The sequence below is a fragment of the Bacteroidota bacterium genome, from assembly GCA_040388375.1.
In the GTDB taxonomy this organism is placed as follows: Bacteria; Bacteroidota; Bacteroidia; order UKL13-3; family UKL13-3; genus JAAFJM01.
Genome location: JAZKBU010000004.1, coordinates 172103 through 191123, shown reverse-complemented (window position 1 = coordinate 191123; position 19021 = coordinate 172103). Strand labels below are relative to the sequence as shown.

Below are 19021 nucleotides of genomic sequence, written 5' to 3'. Positions count from 1 at the left end.
AGTAATCAGCAATGAAAAAGATATTTTATATAGTATGTTTATTAGCAATAAACGCAGTAAATACTTTTGCTCAGAATGAGCATGCAGAAAGTGCTATTTCTTGTCAAATAGGATTGAGTTACGGTAGTGATTATATGACCGAGGATTTTAATTATCAATTGCCAACCAAGGTTTCAGGAACCAATACACCCTCTATCATGTTTACTTGGGATTATGCTATTATGAGCTGGATGAGTATAGGTGGTACCTTTTCATACAACAATTCAAAGTTAGAGGTGACCAAAGGAAACGGTTCAGGCGAGAAGATTAACTGGAACGGAGATGGTTATGGGGTAGGCAGTCGGGTACTTGTTCATTTTTTAGGAAATAGCAGCGATAAAATAGATGTTTATGCGGGAGCAGGACTTCACATGGTAGCATGGTCGTATGAAGCAGATCCGGATAATTATGCAAATACAGCAGCGGCTTATGATGCAACAAAACTATATATTGGTTTACCCTTAACTTTAGGTGGCCGGTATTATTTTTCAGAAAACTTTGGTGTTACAGCAGAAGCGAGTACCAATAAAATCAGCAGGCTAAATGCAGGCATAACACTTAAATTTTAAGCAACATGAAAAGTGTATACATACTAATTATATTTTTCGGGTTTACTGCTTGCACACAAACCAATAATGACGAAGCGGAGCCACAAAGAAATGTACCTGATTTAAACGGGGAATGGATTGAGGTGTATAGAGCTTATGACAATACACCCAATGATACTTTTTTTAGTTGGTTTTATAGTCAGGTTCCATTGATTCGATTTACGAAATGTATTGATAATTGTGGTTTTGACAGGTATAATAGCTCCATTGGTTATGTTGATTTTAGTTTTAATGAAGGAACCTCACCAAAAGACTCTGTGGGCAAACAAATTTTAACAGAAGTTACTAATCCAATAACGTGGACCAGCCAAGATAATTCTTCTAGTTTTTATTGTAGAGCGGAGAATAAAGAGATTATTACCACGATAGAATCAATACGTAAGTTTTCTGATGTTCATAAGATTACCAGGATAGATGAAAACAACCTTTGGATAGATTGGAAAAATGCTTTCGTATCGCATTATATACGCAAAAAATAAACAGGACTGTTTAAGGTTTTCTACTGTGTTGGGGGCTATAAAAATAGAAAAGCGTAAGAAATACAAACCAATTAAAACTACATAAGCCCCGAGCAAAACCCGGAGCCTATGTTGCAAGTTTATTTAGTAAGTATTATTTTTTTGTTTACAACCTTATTGCCATCTATAATTTTGATGATGTATTGTCCTTCGTAAAGCGTACGTGTATCAAAATGTACAATGGTGCTGCCTTGGTATAAAGTATTTGTTTGTAATAATTTTCCTGCTAAGTCATATAACTCAACTGTAATATTATTGGTAGTTAAATGGTTTAGCTGAATAGCTACTGCATCGCTTGCCGGGTTTGGATATACATTTATTTTTGACGCATCAATTATATTTTTAACGGAGGTACTGCTTGGTGTATAAGTAGTAACTGTTTCAGTAATGCTTGTCACTTTTGCGGCCGCTTTTACCCCATAAAAAGTAGGTCCCACTACGTATGGATAAGCAGAATTCCAATTCTCATCAACCGTAGCAAAATAGCAGTAAATACCATTGGGGTATTCGGGTGTTACACAAAAACGGCCATTGTGTTCATCTAAATAATCAGGTGTTGTGGCACTGGTCGCATTGTATAGGTAATCTTCCCTGAATAATCCAAGCGGATAGGTTGTATTTACATCAGGTCCTGCGGTTACAGTTGTTCCGTTTGAATAAGTAGTTCTTGTCGTAATATTTCTTAAGCTATAGCTTGCTTTCATTCTTACAATGCCACCCGTTCCGTCTACATTTTTATATGCATAAGCACCATAAATAGGAAAACCATCGTAGGCAAAACCTATTAAAGGAGAATGTTTGGTAGAGTCGATGGCATACAAACCATCAGCTGCATATAAGTTACAAACCGTTGAAATAACTTTTAAATCTAAGCTAAAAGCACTTGGGTTTTGGTGGTGATGGTAATTACCCATAGCAGGATGTGCTTTGGCACAATCAAAGCCGGCACGTTCCGCTACAATGGCATCTCTGTTCCAAACACCGTCACCCATTCCGCCCAAAGGGCCACCTTTAAGCGCCTGGCTTGCATTGCTCCACGAAACGCCATCCCTATAATCGAACAAAGCAACACCATTAATAAATAAACCAATATTACCACCGGTTGTAGCCGTTGGCGTACCTGTGTTTTGAACAGGCGTTAACGGCAGTTTAAAAATAGCATTTTGTGCAGTAGCCAGTGATGGATTATTGTCTAAGAAAGGGCCTGTAATATAAGTGGGGATACCATTGGTAGCTACATACACTGAAGTAGCGGAGTATTTTATACTTTGACAGTTAGCCAACGCAGCATCTGAAATAGGAGTGGAGTTACCAGCCACATAATGACGGCCTGTAGTGGTATTGTTTTGCAGCCAGTTTAAAATAGCCGGATTGGTTTGTGCTTGTAGCATGCTACCAATTAACAAAAGGGAAAGTGCAGTAAAAGTTTTTTTCATAGGTTTTTTTTCTTTTACGAAAATACTTTTTATACAATGAATACTTGTTATAAATTTTTAATAATATTCGGATTACTAAACTTTTGTTGCTTACTTATTCAGTGCCTCTTTAGGGTAAGCAAATGCCGGATTGAATAAAAAACTTTTATCGCTTAAAGTAAGCAGGAATGCAATTAAATCAACCTTTTGATTGGTGTTTAACAGTATAGGTTTTTGTAATGGTTTAGCCAATGTCCTCGTTTGATGAATACCTTGTGTGTAGTGGTTTAATACTTCCTGTAAGCGTTTAAACCTACCATCGTGCATGTAGGGGAACGAAAACTCAATATTGCGCAAGGTAGGTACTTTAAACTTGCACGAATCTTTTGTTAGTTTACTTATTCGCATGCGGCCTAAATCATTTAAAGTAGTATCAATGGGCAGTCCGTTATTTTCAAATTGTAAATTGGTAAACAGCGGTTCGGTATGGCAGGCAGCGCAATGTTGTTTAAACAGCACATAGCCATTGTTTTCCTGAACAGTAAAGCTGTCTTCTTTGCGCATTACTTTATCGTATTTAGTATTGGCACATACAAGGGTAAGCATAAACTGTGAAAGGGCTTTTAAAGTCCTTTCACCGGTAACCATACTATCGGCAAAGGCGTTATAAAAAAGCGTTTTGTATTTGCTTTGTTGTTGTAATTTATTGACAGCTTTGACAAAGTTTTCATCCATTTCGGTATGGCTGCTAATGGGTGCCAGTGCCTGCATATCTAAATGGTTAATAGCACCATCCCACATAAATGATGGGTGCCAGGCTAAGTTCATTAAAGCGGGACTGTTGCGGGTACCAATCCTGTCATCTATGCCATGGCTTAGTGCATGGTCTACATGCGTAAAGGCATTATATGGCGAGTGGCAGTTAGCGCACGAAACGGTATTGTTACGCGATAAAATCGGGTCGTAAAAAAGTACACGGCCTAATAGAATTTTTTCGGCTGTCAGTTTATTTTTAGCAAAATTATAATAGGGCTTCGGCCAGCTTTTAGGTATTTCAAACAATGCTTTTTCCTTAGCAGTAAAGGCAAACAGAAACAGGCATAAACCAATAAAAATAAATACTTTATTTTTCATTTTTGTGGAATGCTGAATAAGGTAACTAGTTTGTTTGCCAGCAGAACAGCTTCCTGGCCGGGTGACATCACATGGTTTTGTTTGCTTAAATCAATACCATCAAACCATTTTGTTATATCAATATTTAAATCAACAGTGTTTGTGTTGTTACAAGGAATATTAACTGTTTGCAATGCATTGTCCGGAAACAGGTAACCGCCTATATGAAAAGTAAATTCATTGTATCGGGTATTGCATTGCGTGCTTTTACCTTCCAGCTTACAATTGATGTATCCGTTTTGCCAGGTCCAGTACATACCTTTTGTGGGATCCAAATCGCCTCCTTGTGCTCCGGCATAATTGGTGACACTGTCTATACCAATATGAAAGCGGATACTGGTAAAGGGTATGTTAGCAGGAGTTGAAAGTTGTATACGTAATGAGTTAGAATCGTCAGCCGATAGTAAATGGTAGCTGTTGGGTTCTTGCCATACTATTTTACCATTGTTCAACAGTTCTATTTTTGATAAATAAAACTGCACATTGGTAAGCATGATGCTATCAGTATGCGGGCTATTATAAAGCCATTGGTTTAGCTTTAAAACTTGTTTAGCATACAATAATTTACTTTGTATGCTAATGCTTTGTTGCTGCGCTGCACTATTAAATGAGCTTATAAGCCATACAATAAAGCAGCAGTATTTTAATTTAAGCAGATTGATAGCAGCGGTATTATTTAAAGAGTTCATTCATTACATAAGCTGCGCGGAAACCTGCGGCTCCTAAGCGTTGTTCAACAGGGCTTATAAAATCATGTATGTATTGGTAGGATAATACAGGTAGTTCGGTTTTCTTGTCAATACTGGCAGCATACAGGGCTGTATAAATTTTATTGCGCACCAATATTGATTCTGTTGCCCATAAGGTAACCGGGTCTTTCTCGCAAATCTTTTTATTGGGCATCTGATCTTTGTTTACAAAGGCAGCAAACTCGCTAAAGCTTAGTTGTTGTTGTTCAATAATGCCTCCATCCCAAACGGAATGTAAATTGGTTTTGTCGGAAAAGAATAAAACACTGATGGTATTGCCGCCTAAGTCGCTGGTTTTACCTACGTGCATAGGTTGGTGAATGTCGCCAATAAAGTGAACCAAGAAAGCCAATGCTGTAGCTTTAATGGAGTTTGATAACAGCGATGCTTGGTTTTTATCAACTAAGTCTTGTAAGTATTTGGTAGCTGCAGCATCGTTTTTTAAAATGCGTTTCATTAAATCAATGGCTTCAATTACATTGTCTACACCGGCTATTTTTTCAGTAGAGTCAAGTACCTGTTGTACTGTTCTGCCTGAATCAACACTTATGTAATGCCATGATTTGGTAAAATCCCATTGTTTTTCCGAACGGATAAAATCGGGCCAGGTAGCTATTTGAGTCAGGTAGTCGTTACCGAGTATTTTCTTAATTTCTGCCCGGGCGTTTTTGCTTAAGTTATCGGTACAAACTTGTGCTACAATGCGGTGCCCGTTAGGTCCCCAGGCCAGCAAAAGTGTAGTAGTAAAAAATAAGGATAGGGTCAATAAAATGTGCTTCATAGGTTTCATAAATTTTGATTGTTTTAGGGTAAACACAAACGTAGCAGAAATAATTTATTAAACAATAAACCTATCGGCTACGTATGTTATGCCTTCATCAAGTTTAAAAAACCAAAACAGGTTTTATTTTTTCTTTTCTGTTTCCGGTTTCTCTGTTTCCTTTTCCTGTTTTTCTTTTTTCTTAAAGAACCCGCGTAGTAAGAAACTGTTTTTAGCAGCATCCATATTTTGCTTAAAGCCTTTGGTTCCTTGTTTTACGTTTACAATAGTTTTATCTAGGTTTTCAGCAAATACAGTATCCATAAACAGCTTACCAATGGTTCCTTTACCTGAACGTATATTGCCTATAACAGCAGCCAAATCACTGGTAATAAGTGCTGCATTATCGCTGGTGGTTTTAAGTTTCGCCAATAAATCATCCATACTTACAGGAATAGTTGTACCTATAATATCATTGTTTTCAATTAAAGGCTTACCGGTTGTTCCTGCTGATATGTTCATTATTTTATTGCCCATTAATCCATCAGAACCTATAATGGCTTTGGCATCTTTTTTTATAAACTTTTGTGTTTTTGTATCTACAATCATATCTACCTGTACGGTAGAGTCGGTTATAATTTCAATGTTTTCAATAGTACCTACATTGATACCTGCAAAACGCACGTTATTGCCTACCTGTAGTCCGTTTACATCTTTAAACCTAGCACTTATTCTAAAGGTAGAACTAAATATTTTTTTGGTTTCACCTATAAAGTAAATACCCACAAGGAATAATACTATACCGATGGTAATGAATATTCCTAATTTTATCTTATTAACGGATTGTTTTTGCACGGTTTGTATATTTTAAAGGTTATATTTTAATAGTATTTTTTTTATTCAAAGAAAGAACGTATCCATTCATCTTCTGATTTTTCGAGCTCTTCATAGGTGCCTTCTGCGGCTATTTCCCCTTCTTTAAAAACTACTATACGGTTGGCTGTTATTTTAGCACAAGGCATATCGTGTGTTATAATTATAGAAGAGGTATTGTTTTGCTTTTGTACTTTTATTATTAGCTCGCTTATTTCTTTGGAGGTAATAGGGTCAAGTCCTGTAGTTGGCTCATCGTATAACATGATGTCGGGTTTAAGAATGAGTGTGCGCGCCAAACCCAGACGTTTACGCATACCGCCTGATAGCTCAGCAGGCGATTTATCAATAGATTCAGAAAGGCCTACATTGGCCAAGGCTTCTTCTATTAATTTGGTTATATCTTCTTTGCTTAAATCTTTTGCATCGCGTAAAGGAAAAGCTAAATTCTCACGCACTGACATAGAATCGTATAATGCGCCACTTTGAAACAGGAAGCCAATTTTTTTCCGCATGGCATTTAATTCCTTGTTATCAAGCTCCATCATATTTTTATCAAATACGATCAGCTTACCATCATCAGGCTCTATAAGCCCTACCAGACATTTAATCAATACTGATTTTCCGCTACCTGATTTACCTAATACAACTACGTTTTCACCTTTCTTAATGTTTAAATTAATATCAACCAATACATGGTTGGTACCAAACGATTTTTTTAAATGCTCTATTTGTACAACAGTTTCACCAGCGTTTGTTTCTTTCTTTTCAGCTTTCATAGTTAGTTTATAAAAAGGCTGGTAATTTGAACAGCTACTATATCTATAACAAAAACCATTAACGAAGTAAGCACTACTGACGAGTTAGCGGCCAGTCCAACACCTTCGGTTCCTTTGTTGGCATTGTAACCTTTATAGCAAGCTATTAAACCAATGCTTAAACCAAAGAAAATGGTTTTAATTAACGAAGGAAAAACATCGGTAAAGCTCAGTTGTGCAAAGGCTTGTGCAAAGTATAAGTAAAAGCTTACACTGCCTTTTATGTTTACACCGGCAAATGAACCCAGCATAGAAATTACATCGTTAAAAATGGTTAAGATAGGAAGCATTAAAGTAGTAGCCAATACACGTGTTACAATAACGTATTTAAAAGGGTTGATACCTGAAACTTCCATGGCATCAATTTGTTCGGTTACACGCATAGAGGCTAATTCAGCACCAATGCTTGAACCCACTTTACCGGCACAAATTAAAGCGGTAATAACAGGGCCTATTTCACGTACTATAGAAACTGATATCATAGCCGGAAGCCATGATTCAGCACCAAACTCGGCTAAGGTTGGCCGCGATTGAATGGTTAAAACCAAGCCCATAATAAAGCCGGTAGTGCCCACCAGTGAAAGCGATTTGTATCCAATTAAATAGGATTGTTTAGCTATTTCATTTATCTCGTATGGTGGTTGAACCATTTCTTTAAAGAAACGACCCATAAACATAAAAAACGTAGCCATATCAATAAAAAAGGTCTGGATAAAATTATTGTTTATAACGGCTTGCACCGTTTTTGCACCCAGTCTTTTTTTTGTGCCGGCAGCTTTTGTTGCCGGCTCTGTTGTTGTATTATTCATGGATATACGTTTAGTTTAAGTAACGTCTAAGCACCCAGGCAGTGGTTTCGTGTTGCTCCATAACTCCGGTTAAAAAATCAATGGTAACAACATCTTTGTCTTTGCTTTTGTCTATATCCTTACGTATTTCAACTATCAGTTTTTCGTAATCAGCCAATAGTTCTTTTAACATTTCTTTTTGTGAAGGGTATTTATTGGGCGACTCTTTTAGTCTGGTTAATTTACTAAACTCATTCATGGTGCCAATGGTTTTACCTCCCAGTTTGCTTATGCGTTCAGCAATGGAGTCAATGAGCTGTTCTAACGACTCATACTGGCGTTGGAATAACTGGTGTAATTCCATAAAACTTTCACCTGATACATTCCAATGAAATTTTCTTGTTTTTACATATAGAATCATTTCATCAGCTAAAATGGTTGAAAGCATATCAATGCTTATCTTTAAGTCTTTTTCTGCAATGCCTATTTGTGGTTTCATTATTTTATTGGGTTTAAGTGCGGATTGATATTTATTATAATTTAACTTTATATAATCTGTTAAAGATATAATAGTTAAATTATTTCTGGTGTAAAGTAATCAATTTCTTTTTTGTTTACTGTTACATAAGTTTTGTTTTTACTTTTTTATTTTGGGGTAGTCAATATCGTAAAGCGATAGTGTTTTTACTATCTGTTGTAAAATAGCATAGTTCTTATACCATTTTTTATCGGCCGGTATAACATGCCAGTTTACTGCATTATCGCAGTTTTCAAAAATAAACTCATAAGCATTTTTAAAGTGCTTATGCATAGCTATGTCCTTCACATCACCTTTCTGGTACTTCCATTGCTTACGTGGATTGGTTTTTCTTTCTGCCAGTCGTTCCTCTTGTTCCTCGTGCGAAATGTGAAGAAAGAACTTGATGATAATGGTATTGTTTTTTACCAAGCCTTTTTCAAATGTATTTATTTCGTGGCAACGGTCTTCTAATTCTTTTTTGCTTAGTAATTTGTTAACCATTGGTACCAAAACATCTTCGTAATGCGAACGATTAAATATTTTTATCATTCCTTTGGGTGGGCATTCTTTACTGATGCGCCATAAAAAGTGATGAGCACTTTCTTCCTCAGTAGGTGCTTTAAATGATTTTACATTGCACCCTGCCGGATTTACACCTGAAAAAACATGTTTAACAGCACTGTCTTTTCCGGCAGTATCCATACCTTGTAACACAATCAATACGGCATATTTGTTTTGCGCATATAACTTATCTTGTATATCGGTGAGCTGTTCAGTGAGCTTAACCATTTCAATGTCTGCCTCCGCTTTGTTTATTTTTTTATCAGGTAGCGTTGACATTTTATCTAAATCAATATGTTTTTTCATAACAGAGTTATTTATTAAGATTGCTTATTTATAAGAAACCAAATCGGGTTTGGTAATAAAGTAATCATTGGCTTTTATATTGTAACTGCCAATGGGGTTACCTTTTAAAGTATAGTCAGCGTTGCCCGGCATATATGGGTAAAGACCAATAGAAATTTCGAAAGTATTACTCACTAAATATTCGTTTCGAATTAATACACCCAAGGCAAAAGCCTGGTAAAATGTATTGCTAAACATACTGCCGAAATTATCGCCTAGGCCTGCAAAACCATAAAACAGAACAGGAGCAAACTGAAAGCCTATGAATTTGTAAGGTGCATACATTACAAACTCCAGATTAATTATCATTTTGCTCTTGGCATTTAATCGGTCGCTTGAAAAGCCATACATCTGCGAGCCATTTATATTTAAACTTTCATAGTTTTCGCGGTCAATGCCTTCTATAAGTTTAAAGCGTGCAAACTGCCGGAAGTACCACCTATTTTTTTTAATTAAATCAGTAAAGTAAAACGACTCTATATTGACGACTCCTGTACCAATATAATTCGCATTATAGAAAGTGCCATAACCGGCACCAAATGAAATGTAACCAAAGTCGTAAATATGTTTACCTGTTCCGTATTTTATACCGGAGTAATACCGGAGGTCTGCTCTTTCCTTCTGCAGGGCGCCCACTACTATTTCAAAAACATTTCCTTGCGGAATATCTTCATTGGCACCATACCTGAAAAGGTACCTGTCGCGGTAATACTTTCTTTGCGAGAATCCAAAATTGGCTAAGTATAAGGATTGGTCCCTGTTTACCTGGTCGGTATCAATGGTAAACAAAGGCCTTTCAAAATACTCCGTTTTAAAATAGCGTGCACCTACTATATAGTTGCTGCTTCTTTTGTCAATGGCTGCATCTTTATTTTGTACCAAAGGAAAACTTTTGGCTGCCCAAAAATCGAGTGTATTATAGTTTAAAGTATATGTATTGGTAATATCGGGCTCATAATAAAATTGCTTATAAACAGTATTGTTTTTTATAAGGCTTAAACCTCCGGCCCATTTGGTTAAGGGCGAGAAAAAGAGCCGTTCAACGCTAACACCAACCTGATTATGGTCTTTGGTAGTTGCATAGAAAATGGCTGTACTGATAAATGTTTTTTTGATATTGAAAATAGAGTAACGACCTGATGTGGTAATCATCTGGTCGTTAAAATTCCAGGCTAAACCTTGTTCATATTGATGGCCAAAACCAAGTATATTTTTATCAGTTAAAATAATATCAGGAGCACTTAAATCAAAAGTGCTGGTAGCAGTGGCGGTCCACCTGTCTTGTGTTATTACTAAAATATCAATACTATCACTGCTTTTGGCTAATGTTTTTTGAATATAAATCCTGGCATCGAAGGTATAAGGCGACAAACGCAATAACCTTTCTGATTCACTTAACTCCAATACATCAACCGGTTTGTTGGGTCTAAACAATAATAAATTTCTTACTATCTGTTCCTTGGTTGTAATGTGGTATTTATTCCCCAGTTTTTCTATGTAATCGGGATTTTTCCCATAAAAATCGTTTACGGAATAACCAAAAGGATCAAGTACTATAATATCTATTTTCCTGATGATTTTCCCTTTGTACTTAAGAAAAGGGTTGACAGTTTTTTTCTTTTTAAATTCAGTAGGAACAATGGAGTCGTTGGTGTTCATGTCTTCAAAAACCACATCGTATATCCAACTTGTTAGCTTGTGTTTATCTGCTCTTTTCTCTAGTCTGTTATAAAAGTGAGCAGTGTCTTTTTTAGGTGTTTGTGCACTGACACCTATTGAGTTAATGGTAAACAGGAAGTATAGTAAAAATGGAACAAGCCATTTTTTATTACTGATAACAAAAGATATGACTGTATTTTTATTCAGAAGGTTCTTTTTTACTGGTCAATTTTTTAATAAGAAGCATAATGGTTGATTTAATGCCATCGGCATTTTTAGAAACCAGACTTGTTATAGCTACTTGTAAAAGCATGCCTAATACTTGTTTAATAGGATTGTGGCTATTACCCACCGCTAGTTTTTTTGAAATATATCCTGAGGCTATACCCATAGCTGCACTTAATAAGTCGTCTTTAAAATCAGGCTCCTGGCTTAATTCACGAAAAGTGTTTTTTATTAAATTGGCTGGTTTTAATGCATCAAAGGAGGTTTTAAACTGCTCTTTTAATAATCTTTCATCATTGGCTTGTTGTATTGTTAATAGCGCAATGCGTTGTTTTAATTGTTCAATTGAATCTATTTTAGCCATTGGTTCAGTCATTAAGCATTTGTGAAATAATAACCTGGTTAACTTTGCGCTGTATATACTTACCCATAAAAGCATATAAAATAATTATAACCAAAGCATAAAACCCGGCTACACAGAAAAACCCGTAATACGATTTACCGAGTATATCGCCAAGCCAAAGAGCTACGCCTATATTAGCAGTAAGTAAAAACAATATAAAAAAAAGAATAACAACAGCACGTGCAATAAGTATTGCGGCTACTGAGGCTGTTTTATCTAATGTTTTTAGTTTAAATAATTCAAAACTACTTTTCCCATAGGCTTCTACTTTTTCAAATAGTGGGTCTATAAAAGATGTTTTTTCTTCCATTGCTATCGTGTTACGTTAAAGGTTATTTTTATGTTTTAGGTGTTACTCATTGCTTACTTAACATCTTTTCTAGCTCTTTTCGCTTTCAAAAATATCTATCGGTTCGTCTTCCTGAAGGGCTTCAAATTGGTCCATTATCTCGTTTAATTTTTCTTTTAAATCATCGAGTGAGTCTTCGCCCTTCTTCACTATTTTTTTCCTGGTTTCCGAGCCTTTATCCGGAGCAAATAATATGCCTAAAATAACACCAGCAGCAACACCAGCCAGCACACCTAAAATTACTTTACCTGAATTCATGTTGTTTTGTTTATTAATTTGTTTTCAAATTACCAGCCTTGGCCGGTGTTTACTGTGTATAAAATAGAAAGGCTATGCCCTTACTTATAATTTATTTGGTGTGAATAGCTAAACCTAGAGTAGATACTCCGCTTGATAAGTCGAGGAAAGCACCCAACTTATTGTTGAAATGATATTCTGTACCAATGTGTAAGTCTAAGAATAGTGAACTTCCTCCATGATAATAATTTTTATCACCATTGTATCCATTATCCCATGATTGATTGATGATAGCAAAACCTAATGAGCCGGCCAGATAAAAGTCCCATTTTTTATTTGCCTTTAACAAATCGTCAAAATAGTATGAGCCTTTTACACCAATAGGAATAATAGTTTCGCGGTAAGTATAGTATCGGTATGGGTTATTGTTGTTGCCCCAGTAGTAATCGTTGGTGAACGATGAGAAACTGATAAAAGGAGCTAATGTAAAATTCTTGGTTACATCAAACTCGTAGTTTAAATGCAATACCGGCAATGAGCGTGATGCATAGCCATAATAGCCGTATCTTCCTCCAATGCCTAAACCTAAATTAAGTGTATTTCCGAATTTTTCTTGGGCAAATGCACCAAAAGGAAAAATACTTAAAAACAGAATGCTTTTTTTTAATAATTGTTTCATAATAGTATGTATTAATAATGTGTATGTTTAATAGTATGGTTTTTAAAAGTATTTATAAACTGACTTAAGTGTAATTAACTTTAACTTTAAAATTCTCCATATGTTTTGTGCAGTCATATTTCTTTGATGCAATTTAATGGTTTTTATTCTAATTCATGGCTTGATTCCTCAAATTTTGGTTCTGTTGTTGTAATGGGTAAAGCATCGCCTAATAGCGCCCCCCAAGGCTTTAATGATTGTATGTTATCGCAAATAACTTTAATAATAGCGGTAAGTGGTATAGAAAGAAACATGCCCGTAATACCCCACAGTTGCCCACCTATTATTACTGCCACAATAGAAATGAGCGCATTGATTTTAACACGCGATGCAACCAGTTTAGGAAGCAGGTAATTGTTATCTATAAACTGAATAATAAGATAAGCAATAAGTATATAAAGAGCATAACTAAAAGAGTCTTTAGTAGCAATGGCTATCATAATAGGAAGGGCAGTTGCTATTATACCACCTATATATGGAATAGCATTTAAAATAGCCCCGATTATACCTAGAATAATAGCATAGTCAATACCTATAATTAAAAGGCCTAAGCTGTTAAGTACGGCTATAACTGCTGCTTCCAGTAAAAGTGCAATTAAATACCGTTGAACAATTTTTTTGGTTGCCGTAAGTATTTCGTTTACCTCATGTTGGTTACTTTCGCCAAATATATTGCGTATAAATTCAAGTAGCAATGGTTTATAGTATAATATCATAAATACATAAACAGGTACTAATAATAAGGTAAACAACATACTTCCCATAGAGGTTATTGTTGTCCCAATAAGCGAACGGGTACTTCCCAGTATTTCTACTTTGGTATCCTTTATAAAATTATTTATGTTTTTAGTGCTAATGTTAAAGTTGCTGGCAACCCATGCTGTGGTGTTATCTAAAGCATTATAAAACTTATCTATTAACAACGGAAAAGATTCAGTAAACACACTTATTTGTGATGATAATAATAACACACAACCAATAACACTTATACAAGTAAGTGCAATAACAATAGAAATGCTCAGTATGGTGTTTAATTTTTTCTTTACTAAAAAATCAACCAGCGGGCTTAGTACAATGGCTATAATAGCGGAGCCAAGAAGAGGAACAATAATATCCTGTGTTATATAAAGTACATTAATAAAAGCATACAAACCTATTATTATCAGGGTTGCTTTGGCATAAAAAGGAACTTTTATATTATTCATATTTTATAAGTGTAATAATTGTTTTTTTAGTAAGGAGTGCTATTACTGAGATTAAGAGCTAAACCGTATGCTCAAAGATATTTAATTCTTGGTAAGATTTTAACTATAGGTATTTCATTGTGCCAGTCTTTAATGTTTATTTTATTCATTTATGGGTTACCAGAAAAGCGTAAACCGGCTTTAAAGTCAAGGTTAACTTATGATTATATATTTATAAGCCATCAGGGTAGATGATAAAGAATGTGTGAATGATGTAATTTTAACTCAAACATGTGTAAGCACCCTAGCTACACTTAAAAATATCTTTGTTATGATTAAAAAACAACAATTTAAAAAATTATAACAATATGAAACGTTTACTAATTTCTTCACTGATTTTATTCAGTGCGTTTGGTGCCATGGCACAAACAGAAGAGCGCAAATGGAATATAGGCCTTATGGGTGGTACAAGCGAGTATGCTGGCGATTTAGGCAACCGCTTTTTATATTTTAACAATAAAACTATTGATAATATTGATAAGACATATACACTCGGTTTAAGCTTAACGCGTTATTTAACTCCTTCTTTTGATTTAGGTGGAATGGGAACTTACGGTTCTTGGAGCTATTATGAACCCAATCAAGCGGGTTTCAGAGCTGATATGTTGCACTTAAACTTACATATAAAATATAAATTTAATAATGGGTATATGTTGGAAGAAAACAGCATTTTTCAACCTTATTTGTTAACGGGTGTAGGCTTGTCAAGATTTCAAGGTACAGGTACTGTAGAAGGTAAAGACTTTTCACTAATGGTGGGAGGTGGACTTAACGTAAGACTAAGTGGTGTAGTAGGTATCAATTACCAAGCTACTTATGGTTATTTAGTTACCAGTGATGAACGCGATTTACAACCTGTTAGTAGTATGAATGATGCATTCTTATTACACACCATTGGTTTAAACTTTAATTTAGGAAAAGCATATGACGAAGATGGTGATGGTGTAAATGATAAAAAAGACAAATGCCCGGCTACTCCAAAAACTGCTAAAGTTGACAGAGACGGATGTCCTGTTGATTCAGACAAAGATGGTGTGGCTGATTATTTAGATTTATGCCCTACTGAAGTAGGAACCGCAAAAGGTTGCCCTGATACAGATAAAGATGGTGTGGCTGATAAAGAAGATCAGTGCCCTGACGTAGCCGGTATATTAGCCTTAGGCGGATGTCCTGATACAGACAATGATGGTATAATTGACAGCAAAGATAAATGTCCTAATGTTAAAGGTACATTAGCCTTTGAAGGATGTCCTGATACTGATGGTGATGGTGTAAAAGATGATGAAGATGCATGTCCTGATGTAAAAGGTTCTGTTTCGTTAAAAGGTTGCCCTGATGCTGATAATGATGGTATTGAAGATTCAAAAGATCAGTGTCCGAATGCAAAAGGCCCTGCAAGTACTAACGGATGCCCTGATACTGATAATGATGGTGTAAATGATGGTATTGATAAATGTATTACAGTTGCAGGTAGCCCGGCTCACGCAGGTTGTCCTGATACTGATAACGATGGTGTATTTGATGATATTGACAGATGTATAACTTTACCTGGAACATTTGCTAACAAAGGTTGTCCTGAAGTTTCTAGAGCAGTAACGCAATTATTCCAAAAAGCATTACAAGGAATACAGTTTGAAACAGGCAAAGCAGTTATTAAACCGGTTTCATACCCTATATTAGATGCTATTGTTAAAGTAATGAAAGAAAATCCTTCTTATAAATTAATGATAGGCGGCCATACTGATGATGTAGGTGACGATGCAATGAATATGACTCTTTCACAAGATCGTGCCACTTCAGTTTCCAACTATTTAATTACTAAAGGTGTTGATCCACTACGTTTAACCGCAACAGGCTATGGTGAAACAATGCCGGTAGACACTAACAAATCAGCAAAAGGAAGAACACGCAACAGACGCGTAGAGTTTAAAGTGGAATTCTTAGAAGTAGTAAAGTAGTTAAATATAATTTTATAGTTAATTAGTTTTAGGCAAACAGGGCTCGTTCTTCATTGAACGAGCCTTTTTGTTGTTATTATTTTCTGATGATTTTATTTACCTCATCATCTGTTTTTAGTTTGTATAAGAGGTAAGTTATAAAGTAACAATATTTTAAAGTAATACATAGCGTTTAAATGCTGTTTTGGTGTGGCGTGTTAGCTCATTTAATAATTGTCAATGGGAAAGTGTAGTTGAAATAAATATAAAGCTGTAAGCTTACCTTAAAATGAGTTACACATAAATGAGCATAAAAAAAACCTTAGCAAATTTGCTAAGGTTTTTATGTATAGAGTGTTATGCTCTGAAAGAATTGAATAATAGATTGTGGTATTAATTAGTTCTCATCTAAATCGGTGTGATTATCACCACCAAGGCTATAATAATTATTCTCTTCGTCTTCGCTACCAATTTCTTCCTGTTGGTCATCAAGTTCACTGGCCGGTACATCTAAGTCATTGCCCGACATGTCTTCATGAAAGCTTTTTTCATTTCCTTTACCCGGTTTTTCATCTCTTTGTTTTAAATGAGAAGGGTCTTCCGGATCAATATTGCTTTCTTTTTTAAACTGGTTATATATGTCGTCCTTGGGGGCGTATACAAATGGATCTTCTCCATTTTTTTCTTCTTCTCCTATCGTACGCTCAAAATTTTTGGTGTTTTTTGACGGTAATGATGAAGGATTTTTTTTATCGTTTAGTTTCATTTTATTGTTTTATAAAAAAACCACCAAATAATGGTGGTTATGGGTTAAAAAATTATTTACCCTCGATCAGAAAAATGAGCAAGGGCACAGCAACCAGCCATACAATAACAATGCAAAACATAATTATAATGGTACCATTGTTATTTGTAGCTTTATTAGAACCGCTTACCTTTTTTTCAAAAAAATGCGAGCGTGAATAAGGCAGAGTTTCTTTCATTTTATATTAAAATTTAGAGATATCGTTGTTCCTTTCCTGGCGTGTTTTGTAAAATCCTGATTTATAATACTGCATAATTATAAAGGAAGTAATGCCTCCTATACACAAGCCTTCAACTATACTGCTCAATGCTGCTGCAGAAGCAGTTAATGAGTGACCCATCATAATAGTATTACCTTCAAGTTCTTGTAGTGCTGGGCTATCAACAAAATGGAAATAGATAAATATAAAAATACCGAAAGCAGCACAACTAAGTAAGGTAGTTAACATACCCAGCCATAAGCCTTCTAAATAGGCAATGTTTAAAATGTTTGTTTTGCTACGGTAATATATAAAAGTGAAAATAAGGCCAATAACTAAAATAAAAATATTGGCAAAGCGAAGGGCGGGAAAATGAATAACCTGAAAGTATTTCATTATCAGAAAAGATAAAGTTAACAATAGGTATATGATAAAACCTGCTATTAAAGCAACTTTTGGTATTGATACTTCTGTTTCTTCTATTGTTTTTTTTATCAATGGATCATTGTTATTAACTGTTTCTATCATGGTCGTAAAATTTTAATGGTTGTTTCAAATATTGTTATTTATGCTGTTGATATGGGTAGCAGTAAAGCCTATTTCGGCCTGTAGTGTTATAAAAATATCTTCTTTAGCTCTACGTACTTTAGGTAATTTTACAAGCAGGTCATGCTCCTCATCGCGGTAGCCAATGGCCATGAGAGCAGCGCTGCGTAAACCTCTTTCTTTAAGTTGCAATAGCTCGTCAAGCATTGCGTTTTTAAAGCCCTCCATAGGTGTTGTATCTATTTTGTTTAGAGCTGCTGCAGTTAAGCCCATTCCAAGCGCTATATAAGCTTGTTTTGATGCCCACTTAAAATTATCTTCAGCAGTGTTTTTAAGCAGCTCTTCCATCTCCTCTTTATCCGGCTTTAAATCATCTTCGGTAACATTTCTGGTAGTTGCTACCAATGTTATATAATCGTTTATTCTTTCCTGGGTTACATTGTCCCAGGCAGCAAATACAAGTAAAGCTGAAGCTTCGGTTATTTGTGGTTGACTATTGGCAATGGGTTGCACTTTTTTAAGCAGCTCCATATTTTCAATAACAATAATTGAATAAGGCTGTAATCCGAATGAGGAAGGAGCTAACCGTATAGCCTCTAAAATACAGGCTAAATCCTCTTTTGGAACGGTTTCGCCATTCATGCGTTTAGTAGCGTATCGCCAATTAAGAGCCTCAATTATAGTCATGGTTTTTTGTTTTAAATAGGAAGTATAAATAACCTGATAACAAAGTTCAAAGTATCTAGCTAAACAAGCATTGTATAAATAGTATTATGTTTTACATTATTCACACTTACCGGGTTATTGATTTTGTTTTTTATTAAGCTGTAAAGCTTAAAATTTGTAATGTAACGCGGTTTCCCCCGTTAAATTTATTTGTTTGAAATTATTGTAAAAGGCATACCCCGCCATTAAGTTAAAGCTTATTCTTTTAGCTATAGTTACATCAACTCCAAAACCAACTCCGTTGTTAAAATATTGGTCGGTTACTCTTTGTTTGGGAGGGTTAGGGTTATAAGGTTTGTTTGGGTCCGTTTCATATATAGTAACCATTTCAGAATTATAATAAAAATGATTGCCTTGGTATATGAATAAACTGGAAAGATTGTTTTTAACAAGGGTATACATAAGGGTAACACCTACGCTATACCGGTCTAATTCATTGTTATGGTAGGGTGCAAAATTAACCTGAACAGCCAATAAATTTGGACTGTATTTATAGGATAGTCCGTAACCGGTTGTATAGCCTATTCCGGCACCAATACCATGTTTAAAGGCCTTTTCTTTAACGACTTCCTGTGTCTTTGCGGTTTGTATAAACAGGGAAATAATTAAAAAGAGAATGCTGTATTTGAATAAATTATTTTTCATGGCTAGGAGGTTTTTGAACTTGCTATAAAAACTAAATAGTGTTTAGCTATAGAGAAATCATGTGTTTTTACATCATACACTAATAGCATATGTTTGATAACCACTTACTACAATATGGAGCGTAAATGAAAGCGTAAAAAAAGAGCTTATTGCAAATATTA

General features: G+C 35.2%; 22 protein-coding genes. 3 read left to right on the top strand and 19 right to left on the bottom strand.

Features of this window, described 5'->3' with window-relative positions; translation table 11 throughout:
* The first annotated feature begins 11 nt into the window (after nt 1-11).
* The gene (locus V4538_06565; GenBank protein MES2380683.1) at nt 12-608 is read left to right on the top strand and encodes an outer membrane beta-barrel protein; all 597 of its coding nucleotides are present in this window, start codon (nt 12-14) and stop codon (nt 606-608) included.
* 5 nt (nt 609-613) lie between these two features.
* Complete coding sequence (locus V4538_06560; GenBank protein MES2380682.1) at nt 614-1126, top strand: hypothetical protein; 513 nt, start codon at nt 614-616, stop codon at nt 1124-1126.
* Between the two features lie 119 nt (nt 1127-1245).
* Here the strand turns inward: V4538_06560 and V4538_06555 are convergent, their stop codons facing one another.
* The 15 genes from V4538_06555 to V4538_06485 form a co-directional block, all read right to left on the bottom strand.
* Entirely contained in the window at nt 1246-2601 is a 1356-nt protein-coding gene (locus tag V4538_06555; GenBank protein ID MES2380681.1) for a YHYH protein, read from the bottom strand.
* A 90-nt stretch (nt 2602-2691) separates the two neighbouring features.
* Complete coding sequence (locus tag V4538_06550; protein MES2380680.1) at nt 2692-3714, bottom strand: cytochrome c peroxidase; 1023 nt, start codon at nt 3712-3714, stop codon at nt 2692-2694.
* Nucleotides 3711-4442, bottom strand: coding sequence for an MbnP family protein (locus V4538_06545; protein ID MES2380679.1), 732 nt, complete (start codon nt 4440-4442; stop codon nt 3711-3713). The genes V4538_06550 and V4538_06545 overlap by 4 nt, the downstream gene beginning before the upstream one ends.
* Entirely contained in the window at nt 4426-5283 is an 858-nt protein-coding gene (locus tag V4538_06540) for a S1/P1 nuclease (GenBank protein ID MES2380678.1), read from the bottom strand. The genes V4538_06545 and V4538_06540 overlap by 17 nt, the downstream gene beginning before the upstream one ends.
* 123 nt (nt 5284-5406) lie before the next feature.
* On the bottom strand, nt 5407-6117 hold the full coding sequence (locus tag V4538_06535; GenBank protein MES2380677.1) for an MlaD family protein: 711 nt from the start codon (nt 6115-6117) through the stop codon (nt 5407-5409).
* 41 nt (nt 6118-6158) lie between these two features.
* Entirely contained in the window at nt 6159-6914 is a 756-nt protein-coding gene (locus tag V4538_06530; GenBank protein ID MES2380676.1) for an ATP-binding cassette domain-containing protein, read from the bottom strand.
* A gap of 2 nt (nt 6915-6916) precedes the next feature.
* Complete coding sequence (locus V4538_06525; protein MES2380675.1) at nt 6917-7645, bottom strand: ABC transporter permease; 729 nt, start codon at nt 7643-7645, stop codon at nt 6917-6919.
* A 127-nt stretch (nt 7646-7772) separates the two neighbouring features.
* Nucleotides 7773-8240, bottom strand: a complete 468-nt coding sequence (locus tag V4538_06520) for a DNA starvation/stationary phase protection protein (protein ID MES2380674.1) — start codon at nt 8238-8240, stop codon at nt 7773-7775.
* 138 nt (nt 8241-8378) lie between these two features.
* On the bottom strand, nt 8379-9128 hold the full coding sequence (locus tag V4538_06515) for a PPK2 family polyphosphate kinase (protein MES2380673.1): 750 nt from the start codon (nt 9126-9128) through the stop codon (nt 8379-8381).
* Nucleotides 9129-9152: 24 nt separating this feature from the next.
* A complete protein-coding gene (locus V4538_06510) occupies nt 9153-10826 on the bottom strand; it encodes a hypothetical protein (protein MES2380672.1) in 1674 nt (557 codons plus the stop codon).
* 199 nt (nt 10827-11025) lie between these two features.
* Nucleotides 11026-11415, bottom strand: coding sequence for a hypothetical protein (locus V4538_06505; protein MES2380671.1), 390 nt, complete (start codon nt 11413-11415; stop codon nt 11026-11028).
* 4 nt (nt 11416-11419) lie between these two features.
* Nucleotides 11420-11764, bottom strand: coding sequence for a hypothetical protein (locus V4538_06500; GenBank protein ID MES2380670.1), 345 nt, complete (start codon nt 11762-11764; stop codon nt 11420-11422).
* A gap of 69 nt (nt 11765-11833) precedes the next feature.
* Nucleotides 11834-12061, bottom strand: a complete 228-nt coding sequence (locus tag V4538_06495; protein MES2380669.1) for a YtxH domain-containing protein — start codon at nt 12059-12061, stop codon at nt 11834-11836.
* Nucleotides 12062-12152: 91 nt separating this feature from the next.
* Nucleotides 12153-12719, bottom strand: coding sequence for a hypothetical protein (locus V4538_06490; GenBank protein ID MES2380668.1), 567 nt, complete (start codon nt 12717-12719; stop codon nt 12153-12155).
* A gap of 143 nt (nt 12720-12862) precedes the next feature.
* Complete coding sequence (locus V4538_06485) at nt 12863-13963, bottom strand: AI-2E family transporter (protein ID MES2380667.1); 1101 nt, start codon at nt 13961-13963, stop codon at nt 12863-12865.
* A gap of 347 nt (nt 13964-14310) precedes the next feature.
* Here V4538_06485 and V4538_06480 point away from each other — a divergent pair, with 347 nt between their 5' ends.
* Nucleotides 14311-15960: an OmpA family protein gene (locus V4538_06480; protein ID MES2380666.1), complete on the top strand. Its 1650-nt coding sequence runs from the start codon at nt 14311-14313 to the stop codon at nt 15958-15960.
* A gap of 376 nt (nt 15961-16336) precedes the next feature.
* On the opposite strand, the gene V4538_06475 is transcribed toward V4538_06480, so the two are convergent.
* From V4538_06475 to V4538_06460, 4 genes are all read right to left on the bottom strand, one after another.
* A complete protein-coding gene (locus V4538_06475; GenBank protein MES2380665.1) occupies nt 16337-16705 on the bottom strand; it encodes a hypothetical protein in 369 nt (122 codons plus the stop codon).
* Nucleotides 16706-16928: 223 nt separating this feature from the next.
* The gene (locus V4538_06470) at nt 16929-17471 is read right to left on the bottom strand and encodes a DUF4199 domain-containing protein (GenBank protein ID MES2380664.1); all 543 of its coding nucleotides are present in this window, start codon (nt 17469-17471) and stop codon (nt 16929-16931) included.
* A gap of 24 nt (nt 17472-17495) precedes the next feature.
* Nucleotides 17496-18176 carry an NAD(P)H-dependent oxidoreductase gene (locus tag V4538_06465; protein MES2380663.1) on the bottom strand — a complete coding sequence of 227 codons (681 nt, stop codon included), beginning with the start codon at nt 18174-18176 and terminating at the stop codon, nt 17496-17498.
* A 147-nt stretch (nt 18177-18323) separates the two neighbouring features.
* Complete coding sequence (locus V4538_06460; GenBank protein MES2380662.1) at nt 18324-18860, bottom strand: hypothetical protein; 537 nt, start codon at nt 18858-18860, stop codon at nt 18324-18326.
* Nucleotides 18861-19021: the final 161 nt, after the last annotated feature.